Genomic DNA, 19,703 nt, shown 5'->3' with positions numbered 1-19,703 from the left:
CTCCTTTTATAAGAAATAACGTTGAATGTCATTCCACGTCACTAAGACCATTACAATTAATACAAATACTGCACCAATTGCAATAATTGTCGTTTCTGCTTTTTTGTTTAATGGCTTTCTGAAAATCGCTTCATACATTACAAATAAGATTCGTCCGCCATCAAGTGCTGGGACTGGTAATAAATTCATTAAACCTAAATTGACACTTAGTAATGCTGTCCAAGAGATCAAATTAATAATACCTGTTTTAACAACAGAGTCAACCGTATGATAGATACCGACTGGACCATTTAACATATCAAATGAAAATTGACCGGTGAAAATGCTCGCAATCATGCTTAAAATTGCGGTAAATATCAGTTTTCCAGCTACAATTGTTTGCTTTACGCCTTCAGCAATTGGTTTAAATACTGTATGTTCAGTAGAAGCAGTATAACCTAACAAATATTTAGTTTCTGAATGTGTTTTAGTTACTTTTTGTTCATATTTTTTTGGTTTTACTTGCAAGGTTTCTGTTTTACCATCTCGTTCTACTTTAATTTGTGTCTTTTTGTCTTTAACCTGTGATATTACTTGATCTATATCAGATTTACTATTGATAGATTTGTCAGCAATTTTCACGATGGTATCACCTGTTTTTAAGCCTGCGTGTGCTGCTGGGCTATCTTGCGCCACTTTATCAACTGTATTTGTTGGTGTACCTTGATAATAAGCTAAGCCAATAAATAATACTAATGTAAGTAAAAAGTTAAATAATGGGCCAGCAAACAGTGTTAAGAATTTTTGATAAGGCTTTTTGTGTGTGAATTGTCGGTTTTTGGGAGCTATTTGAATTAAACTACCATTCTCAACAAAATAGGCTTTGTCAGCAATTTGATAATGATGTCTTTGCTGATCATATGCAGTTACACCTTCAATGTATAAATCTTCTTTAAAATCACATTGCTTAACTTCCATTGCTTCAATTTGTTGGAACTTATGTTGATCATCTAAAATGATATGTGTGATTTCATCTTTATCATTTAATTTTATCTTTACATGCATACCTGGTTGAACGGGTGGTTCCTCCAACCCGTCACCTGCCATTCTTACATATCCTCCAACAGGCAATAAACGAATGGTATATAAAGTTTCATTTTTTCTGAAACTAAAAATTTTCGGCCCCATTCCAATTGCAAATTCTGGACACATAATGCCAGCTCTTTTTGCAAAAAACATATGACCGTATTCATGAACTGTTACAAGAACACCAAATACGATTATAAAAGAAATAATTGTCACTAGAAAACTCAAATTGATACACCTCATATTTTCCGTAAGATTGTTCCATTATTTTTATATTGCTATAATATATAAGCTAATTTAATGCTTTTGATTATAAAATTATAACATAACAATACTAGCTGATACACGTAACTTTATACAGTAGAAAAATTATCATGACTTAACACTTAAAATCTCTTACATATTTTAAAAACTTATGAAAAGGAGTTAAAAACTTAAATGTTTCATATGATTTCTCATCGACATTTAAATTCATAACTCCTTTTATTGTTCAATTATACAATTTTATTGGCACTTCGTTTACCTTAAAATCACTTATATTAAGAATATGTTTAATAATGGTAATACAAACATAAAACTATCAAATCGATCTAATATACCACCGTGACCAGGTAAAATGCGTCCAGAATCCTTCACACCAAAATGACGTTTAAAGCCTGACTCTACTAAGTCTCCTAACTGACCAAACATACTTAAAATAACCGTACATAACAGTAGTAACCATATTGCAATATCAAAATCTATAAACATCATCATTACAAGCGGAACTATCAAACTACAAATAATGCCGCCAATAAATCCTTCAATTGTTTTATTGGGACTGATGACAGGCCATAATTTATGTTTACCCATTAATCTACCAAAAATATACGCGCCAGTATCTGTAGACCACACAATTAAGAAAGCTAAAAGTATGTAATGTAATCCTTCTGATCTAGTTTCATATAGATACATGAAGCCTATCCCTACATAAGCTATAGACATTAAACAAAACGCAGCATCCATAAAACTAAATCTATTTTTAGAAAGTACTGTATAACTGAGTAAAATAAAACTCATTGCTATTAAAGATTTTAATTGTAAATCGTTTACCCATGTACCTGCTTCTTGCGGTATCATAATAATTAATATTCCTAATGCACTTATAATTCCTGGGATGGATAGGAACTTTATCATATTCATATTCAACAATTCTTTGAGACCTATAAATGCTAATAAATAAGAAAAAAGCATTAGTACAAGGCCACCCTTTAACAATACAGGTAGAAAAACAATAAGTGCTATTATTGCTGTTAAAGTTCTAACTTTCATACTATTCTCCTAACTATTTATAATCCCCCAAAACGTCTTTGACGAGATTGATAAATTTTAATACAGTTTATTAATTCTTCTTTGTCAAAATCTGGCCAAAATTTTTCATTGAATATAAATTCACTGTAAGATACTTGCCAGATAAGAAAGTTACTAATTCGTTGCTCACCTGAGGTTCTAATTAAAAGGTCTGGATCAGGATAATCGTGGGTCATTAAATGTTCGTTAATCAATTGCTCTGTAATATGATCACTGGATAAGCCTTCTGAAGATAATTTTTCATAAATTGATTTTACACTATGGACAATTTCAGCACGTCCACCATAGTTAATTGCAAAAATTAATTTTAATCCTGTGTTTGCTTTGGTCTGTTCTTTTGCCTTATTAATCGCTTCAAGTGTTGCAGTTGGTAAATCATTTAAAAAACCAATCGTTTCTACTTTAACATTATTTTCTATTAATTCAGGTAAAAAGGTTTTTAAAAAGTTAACCGGCAAGTTCATGATATAATTGACTTCATTTTTAGGTCTTGTCCAATTTTCAGTTGAAAATGCATACAACGTTAAATATTTAATACCTAAATCACTAGCTTCTTTAGTTATTTTTTTAATCGTTTGCATACCTTGATAATGGCCTTTGATTCTAGGCAATTTTCTTTGTTTAGCCCAGCGTCCATTGCCATCCATAATAATTGCTATATGATTAGGTACATTATGTAAATCCAACTCATTGTTGGATGCATTAGGTTGGTTTTTTTTCTTGTTTAGCTTTTTAAACATGGTATTTCCTCCGAGCGTTATCATCTCTGCTTATTAAATTAGCTTCTAAATGCAATTATCTATCATTTTATCATACTAGATAAGCGCAATGAATAAACAAATAAAAAAACTGTACCAAAGTCTGATTTGATACAGTTCAGATAAATTTATAATATGCTTCATTTTCAATACCAAACAACTTAATATTGAGTATTTACTCACAAAAATCATATCATAATTACCATGTTTATACTGACATAATATCTTGTTCTTTTTCTTCTAATAATTTATCAATGTCATTTATAGAATCGTCAGTTATTTTTTGTACTTCATTCGTTTGAGTTCTTAAGTCATCTTCAGTGATGTCACCGTTTTTCTCTTGCTTTTTAAGTTCGTCATTCGAATCACGGCGTACGTTTCTAACTGCAACTTTAGAATCTTCACCAATTTTTTTAACTTCTTTTACAAGCTCTTTACGACGTTCTTCTGTTAATGCAGGTACACTTATACGAATGACCTCACCATCACTAGATGGATTTACACCTAAGTTTGCTGCATTAATTGCTTTTTCAATATTAGCCACTGATGTTTTGTCGTATGGTGAAATGACTAAAAGACGAGCTTCTGGTACATTGATACTAGCTAGTTGTTGAATAGGTGTTGGTGCTCCATAATAATCAACAGTAACACCGTTTAAAAGGTTTGAATTTGCTCTACCAGCACTTATATTAGCTAACTCTCTTGAAAGACTATCAATTGATTTTTTCATCTTTGTTTTCGTGTCATTAATTATGTCACTCATTTTATACACCTCTAAATTATTTTGTAATTAATGTTCCTATTTTTTCACCCATAACAGCACGTTTAATATTTCCTTCTTCTGTGATAGAGAATACATTCAATGGGATATTGTTATCCATACAGAAAGAAGATGCTGTCGAGTCCATGACTTGTAAGCCTTCTTGTAACATTTGAATATGTGTTAAATGTTCATATTTAACTGCATTTTCATCTTTTTTAGGATCTGCAGAATAGACACCATCAACATTATTTTTGCCCATTAAGATAACATCTGCTTCAACTTCAGCAGCACGTAAAGCTGCAGTTGTGTCAGTTGAGAAGTATGGATTACCTATGCCAGCAGCAAATATAACAACACGCTTTTTCTCTAAGTGTCTGATTGCGCGACGACGAATATAAGGTTCTGCAACTTGTTTCATCTCTATAGAAGTTAATACACGTGTATCACACTCTAATTGTTCCAAACTGTCTTGTAGTGCTAAAGCATTCATAACAGTAGCTAGCATGCCCATATAATCTGCTGTACCACGATCCATACCTAGATCACTACCAGTTTTACCTCTCCAGATATTACCTCCGCCAACAATCACTGCAATTTCACAATCCATTTTTGCTACCTCAGCTACTTGTTGAGCAACACTTTTAATAATTATGGGATTTATCCCGAATCCATCTTCACCTGCTAGTGCTTCACCACTTAATTTTAAAACGACACGTTTATATTTAGAAGTTTGAGCCATTGTCTTATCCTCTCTATTGTGAAAATATGTATTTGATACAAGTAAAGAAGACACAGTAGAACTTCCAATATAAAAGTAAGTCTTTCATACGGAGCACAAAAAGGTGTCTTCTTTCTTGTTCAAACTATGAAATATTATTTCATTTGTCCTTTTACTTCGTCAGCAAAGTTTTCTTCACGTTTTTCCATACCTTCGCCTACTTCATAACGTACGAAGTCAACTAGTTTTCCACCTTTTGATTTTAAGAAAGCTTCAACTGTTTGATCAGGATCTTTAACAAAGTTTTGGTCAACTGCACAAATTTCTTGTAAATATTTACGTAAACGACCTTCAACCATTTTTTCAACAATTTTTTCTGGTTTGCCTTCATTTAAAGCTTGTTGTTTCAATACTTCTTTTTCATGAGCAATTTCATCTTCACTTACTTGTTCAGATGAAACATATTTAGGGTTAATCGCAGCAATATGCATAGCTACATCTTTAGCAGCATCGCTATCGGTAGTACCTTCAACAACTGTTAATACACCGATACGTCCACCCATGTGTAAATACGAACCAAATGCATCATTATCTGATTTTGTTCTAACAGCAAAACGACGGATACTTAATTTTTCTCCGATTGTAGAGATTGCTTCTTTCATGCGTTGGTCTACAGTTTTACCGTCAGCTAATTCAGATTCTAATAAAGCTTCAACAGTATCAGCTTTACTCTCTAACACTTGTGTAGCAATTTCTTTCACTAATTCTTGGAAACCTTCGTTACGTGCTACGAAGTCAGTTTCTGAATTAATTTCTACGATTGCCGCTTCATTTCCTTTTTCTTCTACATGTACTAGTCCCTCTGCAGCGATACGGTCAGCTTTTTTAGCTGCTTTCGCAATACCTTTTTCACGTAGGTAATCAATAGCTTTATCAATATCACCATCAGTTTCTGTCAACGCTTTTTTACAGTCCATCATACCAGCGCCAGTTTTTTCACGTAATTCTTTTACAAGTTTAGCTGAAATTGCCATTTCATATTCCTCCATTATTTAATGAATTTTAATATATTTATTTTAAAAAAAGGTGATAAGCTTAAATATCTTATCACCCATTTTACATTATTCTTAGTTTGATTCAACAGAAGTGTTTTCTTCAGTTGTTTCTGCTTCAGTAGCTTCTTCTTTTGATTCATTTAAATCAATGTTTTGTTCAGCCGCTACTTCTTCATTTGATACACCTTGTTGACCTTCTAAGATTGCATCTGCCATTTTACCTGTTAATAACTTAACGGCACGGATAGCATCATCGTTTGCAGGGATAACATAATCGATCTCATCTGGATCACAGTTAGTATCCACAATACCAACGATTGGGATGTGTAATTTACGTGCTTCAGCAATTGCGTTGCGCTCTTTACGAGGGTCAACTACAAATAATGCTTGAGGCATAGATTTCATATCACGAATTCCGCCTAAGAATTTAATTAAACGGTCATATTCTTTTCTTAGTTCTACTACTTCTTTTTTAGGTAATACTTCGAATAAGCCATCTTCTTCCATTTTTTCAATTTCAGAAATACGTTTGATACGTTTTGAAATTGTTTTATAGTTAGTTAAAATACCACCTAACCATCTTTGGTTAACGTAGAATTGACCAGCACGTTCAGCTTCAGCTTTCACTGATTCTTGTGCTTGTTTTTTCGTACCAACAAATAAAACTTTTCCGCCATCTTCTGAAATTTGTTTTATAAAGTTGTAAGCTTCTTCTACTTTCTTCACTGTTTTTTGTAAGTCGATAATGTAGATACCGTTTCTTTCAGTGAAGATGTATCTTTTCATTTTTGGGTTCCAACGGCGTGTTTGGTGACCGAAGTGAACACCTGCTTCTAGTAATTGTTTCATTGAAATTACTGCCATAAATAAAATCCTCCTATTGGTTTTTTACCTCCATAAAAAGCTCATATAAACACGATAACAATTTATCGCACCCTTTATACTTCCGCTCTCTATGTGCGTATTGGCTTAATAGCCGTGAATAAATATATCATATTCATACATATAAAGCAATAGTTCAGCTTATAATTTCTCATTTATAATAGCGGAGATTCAAACCATATTTTTATCAATTCAAATATCACTGTAACACTTTATATAGTCAGCATTTTCCATTATAAAATGATATTGTATTTATTTTTTACATATTCACTAAATAAACGCATAACGCATGGATATACTAAATAATATAAAAGCGTATATAGCAATTGTATTTAAAAGCGATTCTACATTTTATTTTATTCTATCTAATTCATCTAAGAATTTTTCTTTTTTAACTTTAATAAACGTACCTTTCATACCTAAAGAACGTGATTCAATAACTCCTGCGCTTTCTAACTTACGCAATGCATTAACAATCACAGAACGTGTAATTCCAACCCTGTCAGCTACTTTAGAAGCAATCAACAAGCCTTCTTTACCACCTAATTCTTCAAAAATATGTTCAATCGCTTCACTTTCTGAGTATGATAATGAATTGATTGCCATATTAATCGCAGCTTTATCTCTAGCTTCTTGTTCAACTTCATTATGTTTTTCACGCAGAATTTCCATACCTATGACTGTAGCCGCATACTCACCTAAAACAAGATCATTTTCAGAAAAGTCGTCTTGTACACGTCCTAGCACTAACGTACCTAGTCTTTCTCCACCACCTAATATTGGAAAGATAGTTGACTTACTATCTTTAAATACATCTTCGTTTTCAGGTGGGAAAACTGAAAGATCACTTTCAATTCCAATATTGGATTCTGTTTCTTTTACATCCATTAATTTATCTGTATATTCCACAGGTATGTGTCTATTTTCTAGCATTTGAATAATACGTTCATTTTTTAACAATTCATTTAAACTTGATCCTAAAATTTTACCTTTTCTTGACACAATGAAAACATTTGTCACTGTTACACTACTTATCGTTTGTGCGACGTCTTTAAAGTCTACAGCGATTCCTTTGTGCTTTTGCAAAAGTGTATTTAATTCTCTTGTTTTTGATAATAAGCTCATATTACTTCTCCTTTTTATTTATATTATAAAATAAATGCACTTAAATCTTTATTTGTTGAAATTGATTTCAACTTATCATCAACATATTGAGGTGTGATATCTACAACGGCATGTGGCATGTTCGGTGCTTCGAACGATAAATCTTCTAACATTTTTTCAAGTATTGTATGCAATCTACGCGCACCAATATTATCTGTATCTTGGTTAACTTGAAAGGCAATCTCTGCCAAACGTTTAATCGCTTCTTCGGTGAAATTCACCGTTACTTGTTCCGTTTGGAGTAGCGCTTCATACTGTTTAATCAATGATAATTTGGGTTCAGTTAAAATGCTTACAAAGTCTTCCACAGAAAGGCTTTCTAATTCAACACGAATTGGGAAACGACCTTGTAATTCAGGTATTAAATCACTTGGTTTTGAAACATGGAATGCACCAGCACCAATGAATAGCATATGTTCAGTATTAACAGTACCATATTTAGTTTGAACCATGCTACCTTCAAGTATAGGTAAAATATCTCTTTGTACACCTTGTCGTGAAACATCTTGACCTGAATTTTGATTGTTAGTAGCCACTTTATCTATTTCGTCAATAAAAATAATTCCCATTTGTTCGGCTAGCTCAATAGCCTCTTGATTGGCAGTTTCTTGGTCAATCAGTTCATCCGCATATTCATCAGTCAAAATATTTCGAGCAGTTTTGACAGGGACTTCTCTTTCCACTTTTTTCTTAGGCATTAGTTGGTTCATCATATCTTGCATTTGTTGGTTTTGATTTGTACCTAACATACCTAAAGCACCTGGGTCCTGTTCGACTTTTAATCTCACTTTTTCTTCTTCAAGTGAACCATTTAATAATTGTTGTTTGATTTCAGAACGCTTTGTTTTGATTTCTTCAGTTGGCGTTTCTTCATCATCGTCCTCATTATTTTGACCAAAATTAGGTATTGCTCCGCCAAAAAGAGATTCTAAAGGGTTGTTACTGTTAGTGCTATTCGCTTTCTTCTTCATGCTTGGAACTAAAAGTTTAACTAATTTTTCGTTTGCTTTACTTCGCGCTTCATCTTCAACTAACGCTTTCTTTTGCTCTTTTACCAATCTAACAGCAATATCAACTAAGTCTCTAACCATACTTTCAACGTCACGCCCAACGTAACCTACTTCTGTGAATTTCGTAGCTTCTACTTTAATAAAAGGCGCACCAACCACTTTAGCCATACGTCGCGCAATTTCAGTTTTCCCTACGCCAGTTGGTCCAATCATTAAAATGTTTTTCGGTGCAATTTCTTGTTTCTCTTCGTCAGAAAGTAGGCTTCGTCTATATCTATTTCTTAATGCTACTGCTACCTTGCGTTTAGCGTCATCTTGACCAACTATATATTCGTTAAGTTTTGAAACGATATCTTTTGGCGTTAATTTAATACCATTCGACTCCATATGAGAAATACCTCCGTTACTATATTTTCTTCAAAAATCCATTATTTATTATACATTTACTTCATAAATTTTTACTTTTTGTTATTACAACATATTTTAAAATATAAGTTTTTTTAAAGTTCTTCCACAACGATTTGGTCATTCGTAAACACGCAAATATCAGAGGCAACCTTTAAACTTTCATATGCCATCTCACGCGCACTTAAATCAGTAGCATGACGTTTTAATGCTCTACCTGCACTTAAGGCATAATTGCCACCGGATCCAATTGCAATTAAATCATCATCTGGCGCAATCACTTCTCCAGTACCACTTACGACTAGTATTGAATCTTTATCCATCACAATAAGCATCGCTTCTAGCTGTCTTAACTGTTTATCGCCTCTCCATTCTTGCGCTAACTCAACAGCGGCTCTTTCTAAATTACCGCTAAACTGTTGTAATTTTGTCTCGAACTTTTCAAATAGTGTAAAAGCATCTGCCACACTACCTGCGAATCCAGCTAACACTTTATCATTATATAAGCGTCGAACTTTTCTAGCGGTTTTTTTCATAATAACTTGTTCGCCAAGTGTTACTTGTCCGTCACCAGCCATTGCCGAATGTCCATTATGTTGTACTGCGTAAATAGTTGTCGCATGAATAGATGTACTCATATTTTAATTCTCCTTTTTTGCACGAGGATGTGCATTTAAATATACTTTTTTTAATTGATCATTCGTAACATGTGTATAACGACCTGTCGTCGATAAATTGACATGTCCTAGTAATGATTGCACTGTTCTTAAGTCAGCGCCTTGATTTAACATATGTGTAGCAAATGTATGTCTTAATTTATGCGGATGTATATCTGTTACACCTGCAGTTCGTTTCACTACATCATTTAACACATAACGAATGCCACGCTCAGTGATAGGCGCACCGTTCATGTTAACTAACAAATAGTCGTGTTCGGTACCTTTTTTAGGACTAAATGCTTCTAAGTAATGTTCAATGCTTTGTTTACAGAATTCACCAAAAGGGATAAACCTTTCTTTACCACCCTTACCTAAAACTTTAACACCTGGTAAATTCATATCCAAATCTTGCTCTTTGATATTTACTAACTCTGATACCCTGATACCAGTAGCATATAAAAGCTCCAAAATAACACGATCTCTTAATCCTTTTTTTAAATCTTTATCTACTGTTTTAAATAATGCTTCCATTTCTTCTTCATAAAAAAAGTGCGGTAAATATTGTTCTTTTTTCGGATGAACTAATTGTATAAATGGATTTATGACACTTTCGTCTTGTACCATCCAATACTCATAAAAACTTCTCAGCGTAGAAATTTTACGAGAAACCGATGTTCTTTTCAAGTTTTTTGAATATAAAAAACTTAGGTAATTTCTAGCATCTTTATATTCAAAATTAGCTAAGCTTAAATGCTCTTGATTTAAAAAATCATTAAATTGCTCTAAATCATCATGATATGATTTCAATGTATGTTCAGAAAAATGTCGTTCTACTTTAAGCATGTATAAATAAGCTTGTTGGATTTCTTCCAATAAAAACCCCTCCATCGATATAAATTGTAGCATATCGATAGAGGGAACTGCGAAACATAACTATTAAATTGAGAAAAACTTTTTTTAATTTTCTGAATCAATATTTCACTATATTAACATCATAATGTTTCTTTAAAGTTGTCCAAATATGTCAAAGCTCTATGCGCAAGTTGTTCATTTCTTATTTTTTTATCTTTAATTTTTTCATCTAAATCCGGTAGCAAACCGAAATTGGCATTCATCGGCTGGAAGTTTTTTTCATTTTTCGCATGAGCAATATAATAAGCCATGCTACCCAGCATCGTTTCTCTAGGGAAAATAACCCTTCCTTTATTTTCAACTTTATGAGCTACGTTGATACCAGCAATCAAGCCGCTTGCTGCACTTTCTACATAACCTTCTACACCAGTCATTTGACCAGCAAAATGAAGAGATTCTCTTCCTTTTAATTCATAAGTTTCAGTGAGTACATCAGGGGAGTTAATAAATGTGTTTCTATGCATGACACCGTATCGAACAATTTCAACATTCTCTAAACCTGGTATCAATCTAAGTATTTCTTTTTGTGCACCCCACTTTAGATGTGTTTGAAACCCTACTAAATTATACAAAGTACCAGCAGCATCGTCTTGACGTAACTGTACAACTGCATATGGTATTTCGCCAGTCTTGGGATCTTCTAAGCCAACTGGTTTCATCGGACCAAACAATAACGTTTTACGTCCACGTGCTGCCATTACTTCAAATGGCATACAACCTTCGAAATATTTTTCTTTTTCAAATTCATTCACTGGTGCGACCTCTGCTTCTAATAAAGCATCATAAAATCTGTTAAACTCTTTTTCCGTCATCGGACAATTTAAATAAGCAGCTTCACCTTTATCATAACGTGACTTTAAATAAACTTTATTCATATCAATACTATCTTTTTCAATAATCGGTGCTGCAGCATCATAAAAATATAGTTGATCTTTACCTGTTGCGTCAACAATTTCTTGAGCTAATTGATCTGTTGTTAATGGACCAGTAGCAATGATTGTATATCCATCAGGTATAGTGTTAATTTCTTCATTAATTACAGTTACATTCGGATGGTTTTTCAATGTTTCAGTAATATACCCTGCAAAATCATGTCTATCTACAGCTAACGCACCACCAGCAGGAACACGCGCTTTGTCTGCTGCAGTTATAACCAATGAATCCATTCGACGCATTTCTTCTTTCAATACACCCACGGCATTCGTAAGCGCATTGCCACGTAATGAGTTGGAACAAACTAATTCAGCAAATTTATCTGTATGATGTGCCGGCGTTTGTTTAACTGGCCTCATTTCAATTAAATTTACATGAATGCCTCTTTGCGCTAATTGATAAGCGGCTTCTGAGCCAGCTAAGCCAGCCCCTACAACATTGACAATTTGAGTCATATATATCCTCCTATACAAAAAATAGCAACTACGACACTATTTTATAAGCTAAATAACATATCTCTACATTATAAATATGAATCGTAAGTTGCTAAATATTATTAAAAAATACAGTTTCCTTTTCTAATAATCAATTTATATATTTGTTATTTTTGTTCTTCTTCTTTGTAATCACAATTTGAGCAAACAACCTGACTTTTACGTCCTTGTTTTTTCTCAACTAAATAATGTTCACATTTTGGACAATCACGTCCAATAGGTTTATCCCAAGTTACAAAATCACATTCAGGATATTTAGAACAACCATAGAAGATACGATTTTTCTTAGACTTACGTTCAACGACATCGCCCTCTTTACATTTAGGGCAAGTCACACCAATTGTTTTGACGATTGCTTTAGTGTTTCTACAATCAGGGAAGTTTGAACATGCCATAAATTTACCATATCGACCCATTTTTATAACCATTGGTGCACCGCAAACTTCACAATCTTCTCCTGCAGGTTCATCTTTAATTTCTATTTTTTCCATTTCTTCTTCTGCACGTTCAACATCTTGCTTAAAACTATTATAGAAATCTGAAATAACTTTTTTCCAAGCAATTTCACCTTCTGCAACTTTATCGAGTAATGTCTCCATATTAACTGTAAAATCTACATCTATAATTTCTGGGAAATATTCTTTTACTTGTTCATGAACAATTTCGCCTAATTCGGTAGGAACAAACCGTTTACTTTCATTTTTAACATAGTTCCTTTTTTGTATAGTATCAATTGTCGGTGCATAAGTTGAAGGACGACCAATTTTCATTTCTTCTAAAGTTTTTACCAATCTTGCTTCTGTATAACGTGGTGGAGGTTGAGTGAAATGTTGTGAAGGTTCAATATTGGTTGCTGTAACCATTTCACCTTCATTGATATTAGGTAATTTATTTTCTTTACCTTCATCTCCATCATCTTTTGTTTCAACGTATAAAGTCATAAAACCTTTGAATTTAATTGTTTGCCCATTTGCTCTGAATTTCAAATCATTTTGTGTTAAATCTAATGCTACTGTATCTAAAATAGCAGGCGCCATTTGACTTGCTACAAAACGCTCCCAAATTAATTTATACAGTCTATGTTGGTCTCTAGTTAAATAATTTTTCATTTCGCTAGGTGTACGTAAAGTACTTGATGGTCTTATAGCTTCGTGTGCATCTTGATCTCCTCGACCTTTAGATTTACGATTCGAAGTATATTCATTACCATAAGTGTCTTTAATATAATCCTTGGCTTCACTTTTAGCTTGTTCAGAAATTCTAGTAGAATCTGTACGCATATAAGTGATTAAACCAACTGTACCTTGTCTTTTCAAGTCGATACCTTCATATAATTGTTGGGCAAGCATCATTGTTTTACGCGCTTTGAAATTCAATTTTCTTGCAGCTTCTTGTTGAAGTGTTGAAGTCGTAAATGGATTGGCAGGATAACGCGTTTTTTCTTTTTTTGTTACCTTTGTAACTTCAAATTGATCCCCATCAAGCTGTGACGTAATCGTCTCAACATCATTTTTATTAGTTAATTTGTATGGCTTGTTTTTATAATGTAAGAATTTAGCACTAAATTTAGATTTTTTATATCTAAATTCTCCTTCTATTTTCCAATATTCTTCTGGTTTAAAATTTCTAATTTCATTTTCACGATCAATGACTAATCTTAATGCGACAGATTGTACGCGACCAGCAGAAAGTCCTTTTTTAACTTTCTTCCATAAAACAGGAGAAATATTATAACCAACTAAACGGTCTAAAATTCTTCTAGCCTGTTGTGCATCCACAAGTTCCATTTCTATGCCTCTAGGATGTTTAAAACTTTGTTTCACTGCATCTTTGGTTATTTCATTAAATACTACTCTATTTTCAGTAGCGTCTTCTAAATTCAATATATTCGCTAAATGCCAAGCAATTGCCTCACCTTCACGGTCGGGGTCACTTGCTAAGAATATATTTTTTGCTTTCTTAGCATGTTTTTTTAATTCCTTAACAACAGGGCCCTTACCGCGTATAGTAATATATTTGGGTTCATAGTCATTTTCTACATCTACGCCCATTTGGCTTCTTGGCAAATCTCTTACATGCCCCATAGATGCGATAACTTTATATTTTTTACCTAAATATTTTTCAATGGTTTTAGCTTTTGCAGGCGATTCAACTATGACTAAATTTTCTGCCAAAGTAGTTACCCCCTTGCATTTCTAATTACAAAGATAAATGATAAACGGTCTATTTTGTTTTTGTCAATGTTTTTAATTTTAAATTTATTTAATCAAAGGCGTATTTAGAATTAAATAAAGGAAAAGACACTGTTTATACATATCTTTTTCAACTATAAAACAATTGTTCAAATAAATACATTGATCTAAATTTTAGTTAAAATCATCTATGATGTCTTTCGCAGATATAACAATTTTCGCCCCTTCTTGCGCACTTATTAAGTTCCCCATTGTCATATCATTGAACATCGAACCTGGCAAAACATATACTTCTCTATTTTGTTCTAATGCACAATTAGTCGTAATAGAAGTACCACTTTTAATTGTAGATTCTGTAATCAAAACCCCTTTTGATAAACCACTAATTAATCTATTTCTTTCTGGAAAATGATGTTTAAGCGGCTTTTGATATGGTAAATATTCACTTATGACTAAGCCAGTGCGCTCAAGTTGATTTCTAATATTTTGCGTTGATTTGGGATAATGATTAAGATGGCCAAATCCTAACACCGCAATCGCTGACATTTGATTGTCTAATGCATGTTGATGTGCTGCTTGGTCTGCACCTTCTGCTAATCCAGAGACTATGGTTAGATCTTTCTTTTTAAATGAAGGGAAAAGGAATTTCAATGCATCCCCTGTATATCGAGTAGCATGTCTAGATCCAACGATTGCAAGGGTTTGATCACGCGTTGTTAACGTGATATCTCCTTTATAAAAAAGTATAAGTGGAGGATCATGTATTTCGCGAAGCAATTTCGGATATGATGGATGGTTAATACCAATAAAATTAATGTTCCATTTATGTAATTGAATAAGAATGGCATCAATGGGATTGTTTACAAAATCTTGATATATTTGATCTTTCTTTTTAGATTTAATTGTTGATAAATATAGTTGTAATATTGCTTGCTGCTCGTGTTTATTGTAAAACATAAAATCATTCTTATATTTCAGCAATCGATGTATTTGCTGTGTGGACAATCCTGAGAAACGCAATTTTAAAAATAAATAATCTATGTTCATATATCGTACTCCTTTATAAAATAATTATAAAGTAAAACGATATAAAGTTTGTTTACAAATTAAATTCATTTAGACTGTATTTGTAATCTAGTTTTAAGAAGAAATTTAAATACGTACCCCACAATACTTCAACACCATACAAAATTCAAACACTGAAAATAGCACAAACTCCAACATATTTTAGGAGTTTGTGCTCATTTTCAAGCTATTCTATTATTAAATTGCTTTATTTAATAGTAAGTAACTGTTCATAGATACCAGCTTCTTTTGCAGCATCAATTAATGTTGTGCCAATTTCTGATGGTGTATCAGCAGTTTTCACACCACAACTGTTTAGTGTTTTAATTTTCTCTTCTGCTGTACCTTTACCGCCAGAAACAATTGCGCCAGCATGACCCATACGTTTTCCTGGAGGAGCTGTTTGTCCACCAACGAAACCTACAACAGGTTTATTCATGTTAGCTTTAATCCATTCGGCAGCTTCTTCTTCAGCAGTACCACCGATTTCACCAATCATAACAACTGCTTTCGTTTCATCATCTTCATTAAATTGTTTTAATACATCAATAAAGTTAGTACCGTTAACTGGATCTCCTCCGATACCTACTGCAGTAGTTTGACCAATGCCTTCTTCAGTCAACTGATGTACAGCTTCATAAGTTAATGTACCTGAACGTGAAACGACGCCCACATGGCCTTTTTTGTGTATATAACCAGGCATGATACCAATCTTACATTCATCTGCAGTAATAACACCTGGACAGTTTGGTCCAATCACACGTGTTTTCTTGCCTTCTGAATAACGTTTTACTTTAACCATATCGATAACTGGAATATGCTCCGTGATACATATAGCTAAATCTAACTCAGCTTCAATACATTCTAAAATAGCATCTGCTGCAAATGGAGCAGGTACATAGATTACTGAAACAGTTGCACCAGTTTCTTCTTTAGCTTCTTCAACAGTATTGAAAACTGGTACGCCTTCTACTACTTGTCCACCTTTACCTGGAGTTACCCCTGCAACAATTTGCGTACCATATTCAAGCATTTGTTTTGTATGGAAAAGTGCAGTAGACCCTGTGATACCTTGTACAATTACTTTTGTATTTTTATCTATCATTACGCTCATCTTAGCGTTCCCATCCTTTCCTTACGCTTCTTTTACAAGTTTTACGATTTTTTGTGCGCCTTCTGCCATTGTTGCAGCTGGTTCAATAGCTAATCCTGATTCATTCAGAATTTCTTTACCTCTTTCAACATTTGTACCTTCTAAACGTACAACTAACGGTAAAGTTAGTTCAACTTCTTTAACTGCAGCAACAATACCTTCAGCAATGATATCGCATTTCATAATACCACCAAAGATATTAACAAAGATACCTTTTACGTTTTCATCACCTAATATGATTTTAAACGCTTCAGTAACTTTTTCTTTCGTTGCGCCGCCCCCTACGTCAAGGAAGTTCGCTGGATTACCACCAAAGTGATTAATTGTATCCATTGTCGCCATTGCAAGACCAGCACCATTTACCATACAACCAATGTCGCCATCTAATGCAATGTATGATAAATCATATTTAGAAGCTTCGATTTCTTTTGGATCTTCTTCTTCTAAATCGCGTAATTCTTGGATATCTTTATGTTTAAATAACGCATTATCATCAAAATTAAGTTTTGCATCTAATGCAAGTACTTGTCCATCACCTGTAGTTACAAGTGGGTTGATTTCAACAATTGAACAATCTTTTTCAATAAATACATTATAAAGTGATACTAAAAATTTAGCTGCTTTATTAATTGATTCTTTAGGAATATTAATATTGAAAGCAATTCTTCTTGCTTGATAAGGCGCTAATCCAACAACTGGATCGATTGTTTCTTTGAAGATTTTTTCAGGTGTCTCAGCAGCAACCTTTTCGATTTCAGTACCGCCTTCTTCTGATGCCATCAAAGTTACTCTGTCAGTTGCACGATCGATTACAAATCCAACATAATATTCTTTTTGAATGTCGCAGCCTTCTTCTATGTAAAGGCGCTTAATTTCTTTACCTTCTGGCCCTGTTTGATGTGTTACTAATGTTTTACCTAATAATTCTTTCGCATATGTTTCCACTTCAGATAGTGATTTTGCAATTTTAACGCCGCCTGCATTACCTCTACCCCCGGCGTGAATTTGCGCTTTTACAACATATACATTTGAATCTAATTCTTTTGCCTTTTCAACTGCTTCTTCAATAGTAAATGCTACACGTCCTTCTGGGACAGCAACGCCCATTGAACGAAATATTGCTTTACCTTGATACTCGTGGATATTCATTCTCCATCCTCCTGTTTCTTAGGTTAAGTTCATATTTAATTATAGGAAATGAAAGCGCTATTGTAAACTGATTTAAACTACTTATTTCAATTCTTTTAATTTTTAGATTATTTATAAAGCGATTTAATTGGTTGAAATGTTTTTCTGTGGGCATTTAAAATGCCGTGATTTTTAATTGCATCTAAATGTTGTTGAGTTCCGTAACCAACGTTTTTTTCAAACCCATACTCCGGAAACTTTTGTGCAAGCTGTGTCATATATCTGTCCCTATTTTCTTTAGCTAGGACACTTGCTGCAGCAATTGATACACTTTTAGCATCACCTTTCACAAGTGATGTTTGATCGATATCTGTTTCTAGTGTCATCGCATCAATGAGTAAATGGGTTGGCTGAACAGGCAATCCGTTGATCGCACGTTTCATAGCTAATTTTGTCGCTTCATAAATGTTGATTTTATCAATTTCTTCTACAGTGGCATAGCCGAATGCATAAGCATGTAATTCATCTAATAATTGGCACTCTAATACTTTTCTTTTTTTGGCGGTCAGTTGCTTCGAATCATTAAGGCCTGTAAAGTGATGATCATGATTTAATATCACCGCACATGCAACAACTGGTCCTGCGAGTGGGCCTCTGCCTACTTCATCGATACCACAAATCACCGCATTTCCATCATTTGCTAATATTTGATTTTCATAAAAAGTCATATCTTGATATTGATTTAATAATTGTTGTTCCTTATCTAGTTGCTTGATTCGTGTTGCTATGGCTTTTTGGACACCTTTACGGTCATCTTTATAAAATGGTTGAAGCTGGATTTCATTAACTGAGTGTAAGGTGGCTAAGTGGTCTTTAATATCTTTTATCGTTTGCTTCATAAATTCACGTTACACTTCCATTTCTTTAATAACATCAAACGTATATGTTCCTATTTTCGCATTTCTAATTTCATGTATGATTAATTCAATGACCGCTTCATAGTCAACTTCATTACCACTACGCAACAATCCTCTACGACGTCCAATAGCATCAAACCATTCTATATTTTCTGCTTCTATCGGTACATCTATTTTATAATGATTTTTCAATCCTTCATAATCATGCGTTTTTAAAAATTCAAGACCGTAAATGGCAACTTCATCTAAATGAACGATACTATCCTTAATCGCACCTGTAATACTTAGTTTTTTTCCTACGAGTTGGTCTTCAAATTTGGGCCAAAGTATACCTGGTGTATCTAATAATTGGAGCGAATTGCCAACTTTGATCCATTGTTGTTGCTTTGTAACACCAGGTGTATTTCCAGTTTTAGCAATAGATTTGTGGGCTAACTTATTAATAAGTGTAGATTTCCCAACATTAGGAATGCCGACGATCATCGCACGAATCGCACGTGGTTTTAATCCTTTTTTCTTTTCACGATCAAATTTTTCTTGTGTTGCTTTAATAGCTGCTTGTTCTACTAATTTTAGTCCTTTTCCATGTTTAGCATCAATCGCCACAGGATAATAGCCTTTTTCTTTAAAATAAGACTCCCATTTTTCTAATTCTTTTAAATTCGCCATGTCTTTTTTATTCAAAATAACTACTCTCGGTTTTTGCTGTATAACATCATCAATCATTGGGTTTCTTGAACTATAAGGAATACGAGCATCTACTAGTTCAAAAACAACATCTACTTTCTTTAATTGTTCTGCAACTTCGCGTTTTGCTTTCGCCATATGCCCTGGATACCATTGAATTACCATGTACATCACCTTTCTCATACGTTTATGTTTCAAAATTATATATTTTTTCATACCATTCATTGACCTTAAAATCATAACATGAGGGGTGAATAGTTATAAATAAAAATTTGTATTTACTTTATTAAAAAAATTCATTCACACTATTTTCCTATAATAATTACCAAATTGTCTAGAATTGTAGTGAAACTAACCAACTGAGTATCTTATCAATACTAAATTTCAAAATAA

General features: G+C 33.3%; 18 protein-coding genes. All 18 read right to left on the bottom strand.

Annotated features, from left to right (window positions below; translation table 11 throughout):
- Positions 1–6 precede the first annotated feature (6 nt).
- Positions 7–1,293 carry an RIP metalloprotease RseP gene (gene rseP, locus MUA21_RS04740; protein WP_107525974.1) on the bottom strand — a complete coding sequence of 429 codons (1,287 nt, stop codon included), beginning with the start codon at positions 1,291–1,293 and terminating at the stop codon, positions 7–9.
- Between the two features lie 306 nt (positions 1,294–1,599).
- Positions 1,600–2,376 carry a phosphatidate cytidylyltransferase gene (locus MUA21_RS04735; protein ID WP_064209034.1) on the bottom strand — a complete coding sequence of 259 codons (777 nt, stop codon included), beginning with the start codon at positions 2,374–2,376 and terminating at the stop codon, positions 1,600–1,602.
- A gap of 17 nt (positions 2,377–2,393) precedes the next feature.
- Positions 2,394–3,155, bottom strand: a complete 762-nt coding sequence (gene uppS / locus MUA21_RS04730; RefSeq protein ID WP_070658430.1) for an undecaprenyl pyrophosphate synthase — start codon at positions 3,153–3,155, stop codon at positions 2,394–2,396.
- A gap of 226 nt (positions 3,156–3,381) precedes the next feature.
- Positions 3,382–3,936: a ribosome recycling factor gene (gene frr / locus MUA21_RS04725; protein WP_046208636.1), complete on the bottom strand. Its 555-nt coding sequence runs from the start codon at positions 3,934–3,936 to the stop codon at positions 3,382–3,384.
- A gap of 16 nt (positions 3,937–3,952) precedes the next feature.
- Positions 3,953–4,675 carry a UMP kinase gene (gene pyrH, locus MUA21_RS04720; RefSeq protein ID WP_019468449.1) on the bottom strand — a complete coding sequence of 241 codons (723 nt, stop codon included), beginning with the start codon at positions 4,673–4,675 and terminating at the stop codon, positions 3,953–3,955.
- A 134-nt stretch (positions 4,676–4,809) separates the two neighbouring features.
- Positions 4,810–5,688 (bottom strand): translation elongation factor Ts, encoded by an 879-nt coding sequence (gene tsf, locus MUA21_RS04715; protein ID WP_046208638.1) that lies wholly within the window; start codon positions 5,686–5,688, stop codon positions 4,810–4,812.
- Positions 5,689–5,781: 93 nt separating this feature from the next.
- Positions 5,782–6,573, bottom strand: a complete 792-nt coding sequence (gene rpsB, locus MUA21_RS04710; RefSeq protein WP_040030607.1) for a 30S ribosomal protein S2 — start codon at positions 6,571–6,573, stop codon at positions 5,782–5,784.
- 369 nt (positions 6,574–6,942) lie between these two features.
- Positions 6,943–7,716: a GTP-sensing pleiotropic transcriptional regulator CodY gene (codY, locus tag MUA21_RS04705; RefSeq protein ID WP_046208639.1), complete on the bottom strand. Its 774-nt coding sequence runs from the start codon at positions 7,714–7,716 to the stop codon at positions 6,943–6,945.
- A 23-nt stretch (positions 7,717–7,739) separates the two neighbouring features.
- Positions 7,740–9,152 carry an ATP-dependent protease ATPase subunit HslU gene (gene hslU / locus MUA21_RS04700; RefSeq protein WP_073342285.1) on the bottom strand — a complete coding sequence of 471 codons (1,413 nt, stop codon included), beginning with the start codon at positions 9,150–9,152 and terminating at the stop codon, positions 7,740–7,742.
- Positions 9,153–9,265: 113 nt separating this feature from the next.
- Complete coding sequence (gene hslV / locus MUA21_RS04695; RefSeq protein ID WP_046208641.1) at positions 9,266–9,808, bottom strand: ATP-dependent protease subunit HslV; 543 nt, start codon at positions 9,806–9,808, stop codon at positions 9,266–9,268.
- A gap of 3 nt (positions 9,809–9,811) precedes the next feature.
- Positions 9,812–10,702 carry a tyrosine recombinase XerC gene (gene xerC, locus MUA21_RS04690; protein ID WP_046208642.1) on the bottom strand — a complete coding sequence of 297 codons (891 nt, stop codon included), beginning with the start codon at positions 10,700–10,702 and terminating at the stop codon, positions 9,812–9,814.
- Between the two features lie 119 nt (positions 10,703–10,821).
- A complete protein-coding gene (trmFO, locus tag MUA21_RS04685) occupies positions 10,822–12,129 on the bottom strand; it encodes an FADH(2)-oxidizing methylenetetrahydrofolate--tRNA-(uracil(54)-C(5))-methyltransferase TrmFO (protein WP_262561974.1) in 1,308 nt (435 codons plus the stop codon).
- A 146-nt stretch (positions 12,130–12,275) separates the two neighbouring features.
- On the bottom strand, positions 12,276–14,342 hold the full coding sequence (gene topA / locus MUA21_RS04680) for a type I DNA topoisomerase (protein WP_107525976.1): 2,067 nt from the start codon (positions 14,340–14,342) through the stop codon (positions 12,276–12,278).
- Between the two features lie 192 nt (positions 14,343–14,534).
- On the bottom strand, positions 14,535–15,407 hold the full coding sequence (gene dprA / locus MUA21_RS04675; RefSeq protein ID WP_192947687.1) for a DNA-processing protein DprA: 873 nt from the start codon (positions 15,405–15,407) through the stop codon (positions 14,535–14,537).
- A gap of 226 nt (positions 15,408–15,633) precedes the next feature.
- Complete coding sequence (sucD, locus tag MUA21_RS04670; RefSeq protein WP_046208646.1) at positions 15,634–16,539, bottom strand: succinate--CoA ligase subunit alpha; 906 nt, start codon at positions 16,537–16,539, stop codon at positions 15,634–15,636.
- A gap of 21 nt (positions 16,540–16,560) precedes the next feature.
- On the bottom strand, positions 16,561–17,727 hold the full coding sequence (gene sucC / locus MUA21_RS04665) for an ADP-forming succinate--CoA ligase subunit beta (protein ID WP_107525978.1): 1,167 nt from the start codon (positions 17,725–17,727) through the stop codon (positions 16,561–16,563).
- A gap of 107 nt (positions 17,728–17,834) precedes the next feature.
- Positions 17,835–18,605, bottom strand: coding sequence for a ribonuclease HII (gene rnhB, locus MUA21_RS04660; protein WP_262561973.1), 771 nt, complete (start codon positions 18,603–18,605; stop codon positions 17,835–17,837).
- Between the two features lie 9 nt (positions 18,606–18,614).
- On the bottom strand, positions 18,615–19,475 hold the full coding sequence (ylqF, locus tag MUA21_RS04655; RefSeq protein ID WP_046208649.1) for a ribosome biogenesis GTPase YlqF: 861 nt from the start codon (positions 19,473–19,475) through the stop codon (positions 18,615–18,617).
- Positions 19,476–19,703 lie beyond the last annotated feature (228 nt).

It is taken from the genome of Staphylococcus ureilyticus, assembly GCF_025558845.1.
GTDB lineage: Bacteria > Bacillota > Bacilli > Staphylococcales > Staphylococcaceae > Staphylococcus > Staphylococcus ureilyticus.
This window is presented reverse-complemented; position numbering and strand designations above follow the sequence as displayed.

Coding starts and splice junctions, on each gene's coding strand:
- MUA21_RS04735 (WP_064209034.1), bottom strand. CDS start 2,376: ATGAAAGTTAGAACTTTAACAGCAATAATAGCACTTATTGTTTTTCTA.
- uppS (WP_070658430.1), bottom strand. CDS start 3,155: ATGTTTAAAAAGCTAAACAAGAAAAAAAACCAACCTAATGCATCCAAC.
- frr (WP_046208636.1), bottom strand. CDS start 3,936: ATGAGTGACATAATTAATGACACGAAAACAAAGATGAAAAAATCAATT.
- pyrH (WP_019468449.1), bottom strand. CDS start 4,675: ATGGCTCAAACTTCTAAATATAAACGTGTCGTTTTAAAATTAAGTGGT.
- tsf (WP_046208638.1), bottom strand. CDS start 5,688: ATGGCAATTTCAGCTAAACTTGTAAAAGAATTACGTGAAAAAACTGGC.
- rpsB (WP_040030607.1), bottom strand. CDS start 6,573: ATGGCAGTAATTTCAATGAAACAATTACTAGAAGCAGGTGTTCACTTC.
- codY (WP_046208639.1), bottom strand. CDS start 7,716: ATGAGCTTATTATCAAAAACAAGAGAATTAAATACACTTTTGCAAAAG.
- hslU (WP_073342285.1), bottom strand. CDS start 9,152: ATGGAGTCGAATGGTATTAAATTAACGCCAAAAGATATCGTTTCAAAA.
- hslV (WP_046208641.1), bottom strand. CDS start 9,808: ATGAGTACATCTATTCATGCGACAACTATTTACGCAGTACAACATAAT.
- trmFO (WP_262561974.1), bottom strand. CDS start 12,129: ATGACTCAAATTGTCAATGTTGTAGGGGCTGGCTTAGCTGGCTCAGAA.
- dprA (WP_192947687.1), bottom strand. CDS start 15,407: ATGAACATAGATTATTTATTTTTAAAATTGCGTTTCTCAGGATTGTCC.
- sucD (WP_046208646.1), bottom strand. CDS start 16,539: ATGAGCGTAATGATAGATAAAAATACAAAAGTAATTGTACAAGGTATC.
- sucC (WP_107525978.1), bottom strand. CDS start 17,727: ATGAATATCCACGAGTATCAAGGTAAAGCAATATTTCGTTCAATGGGC.
- rnhB (WP_262561973.1), bottom strand. CDS start 18,605: ATGAAGCAAACGATAAAAGATATTAAAGACCACTTAGCCACCTTACAC.
- ylqF (WP_046208649.1), bottom strand. CDS start 19,475: ATGGTAATTCAATGGTATCCAGGGCATATGGCGAAAGCAAAACGCGAA.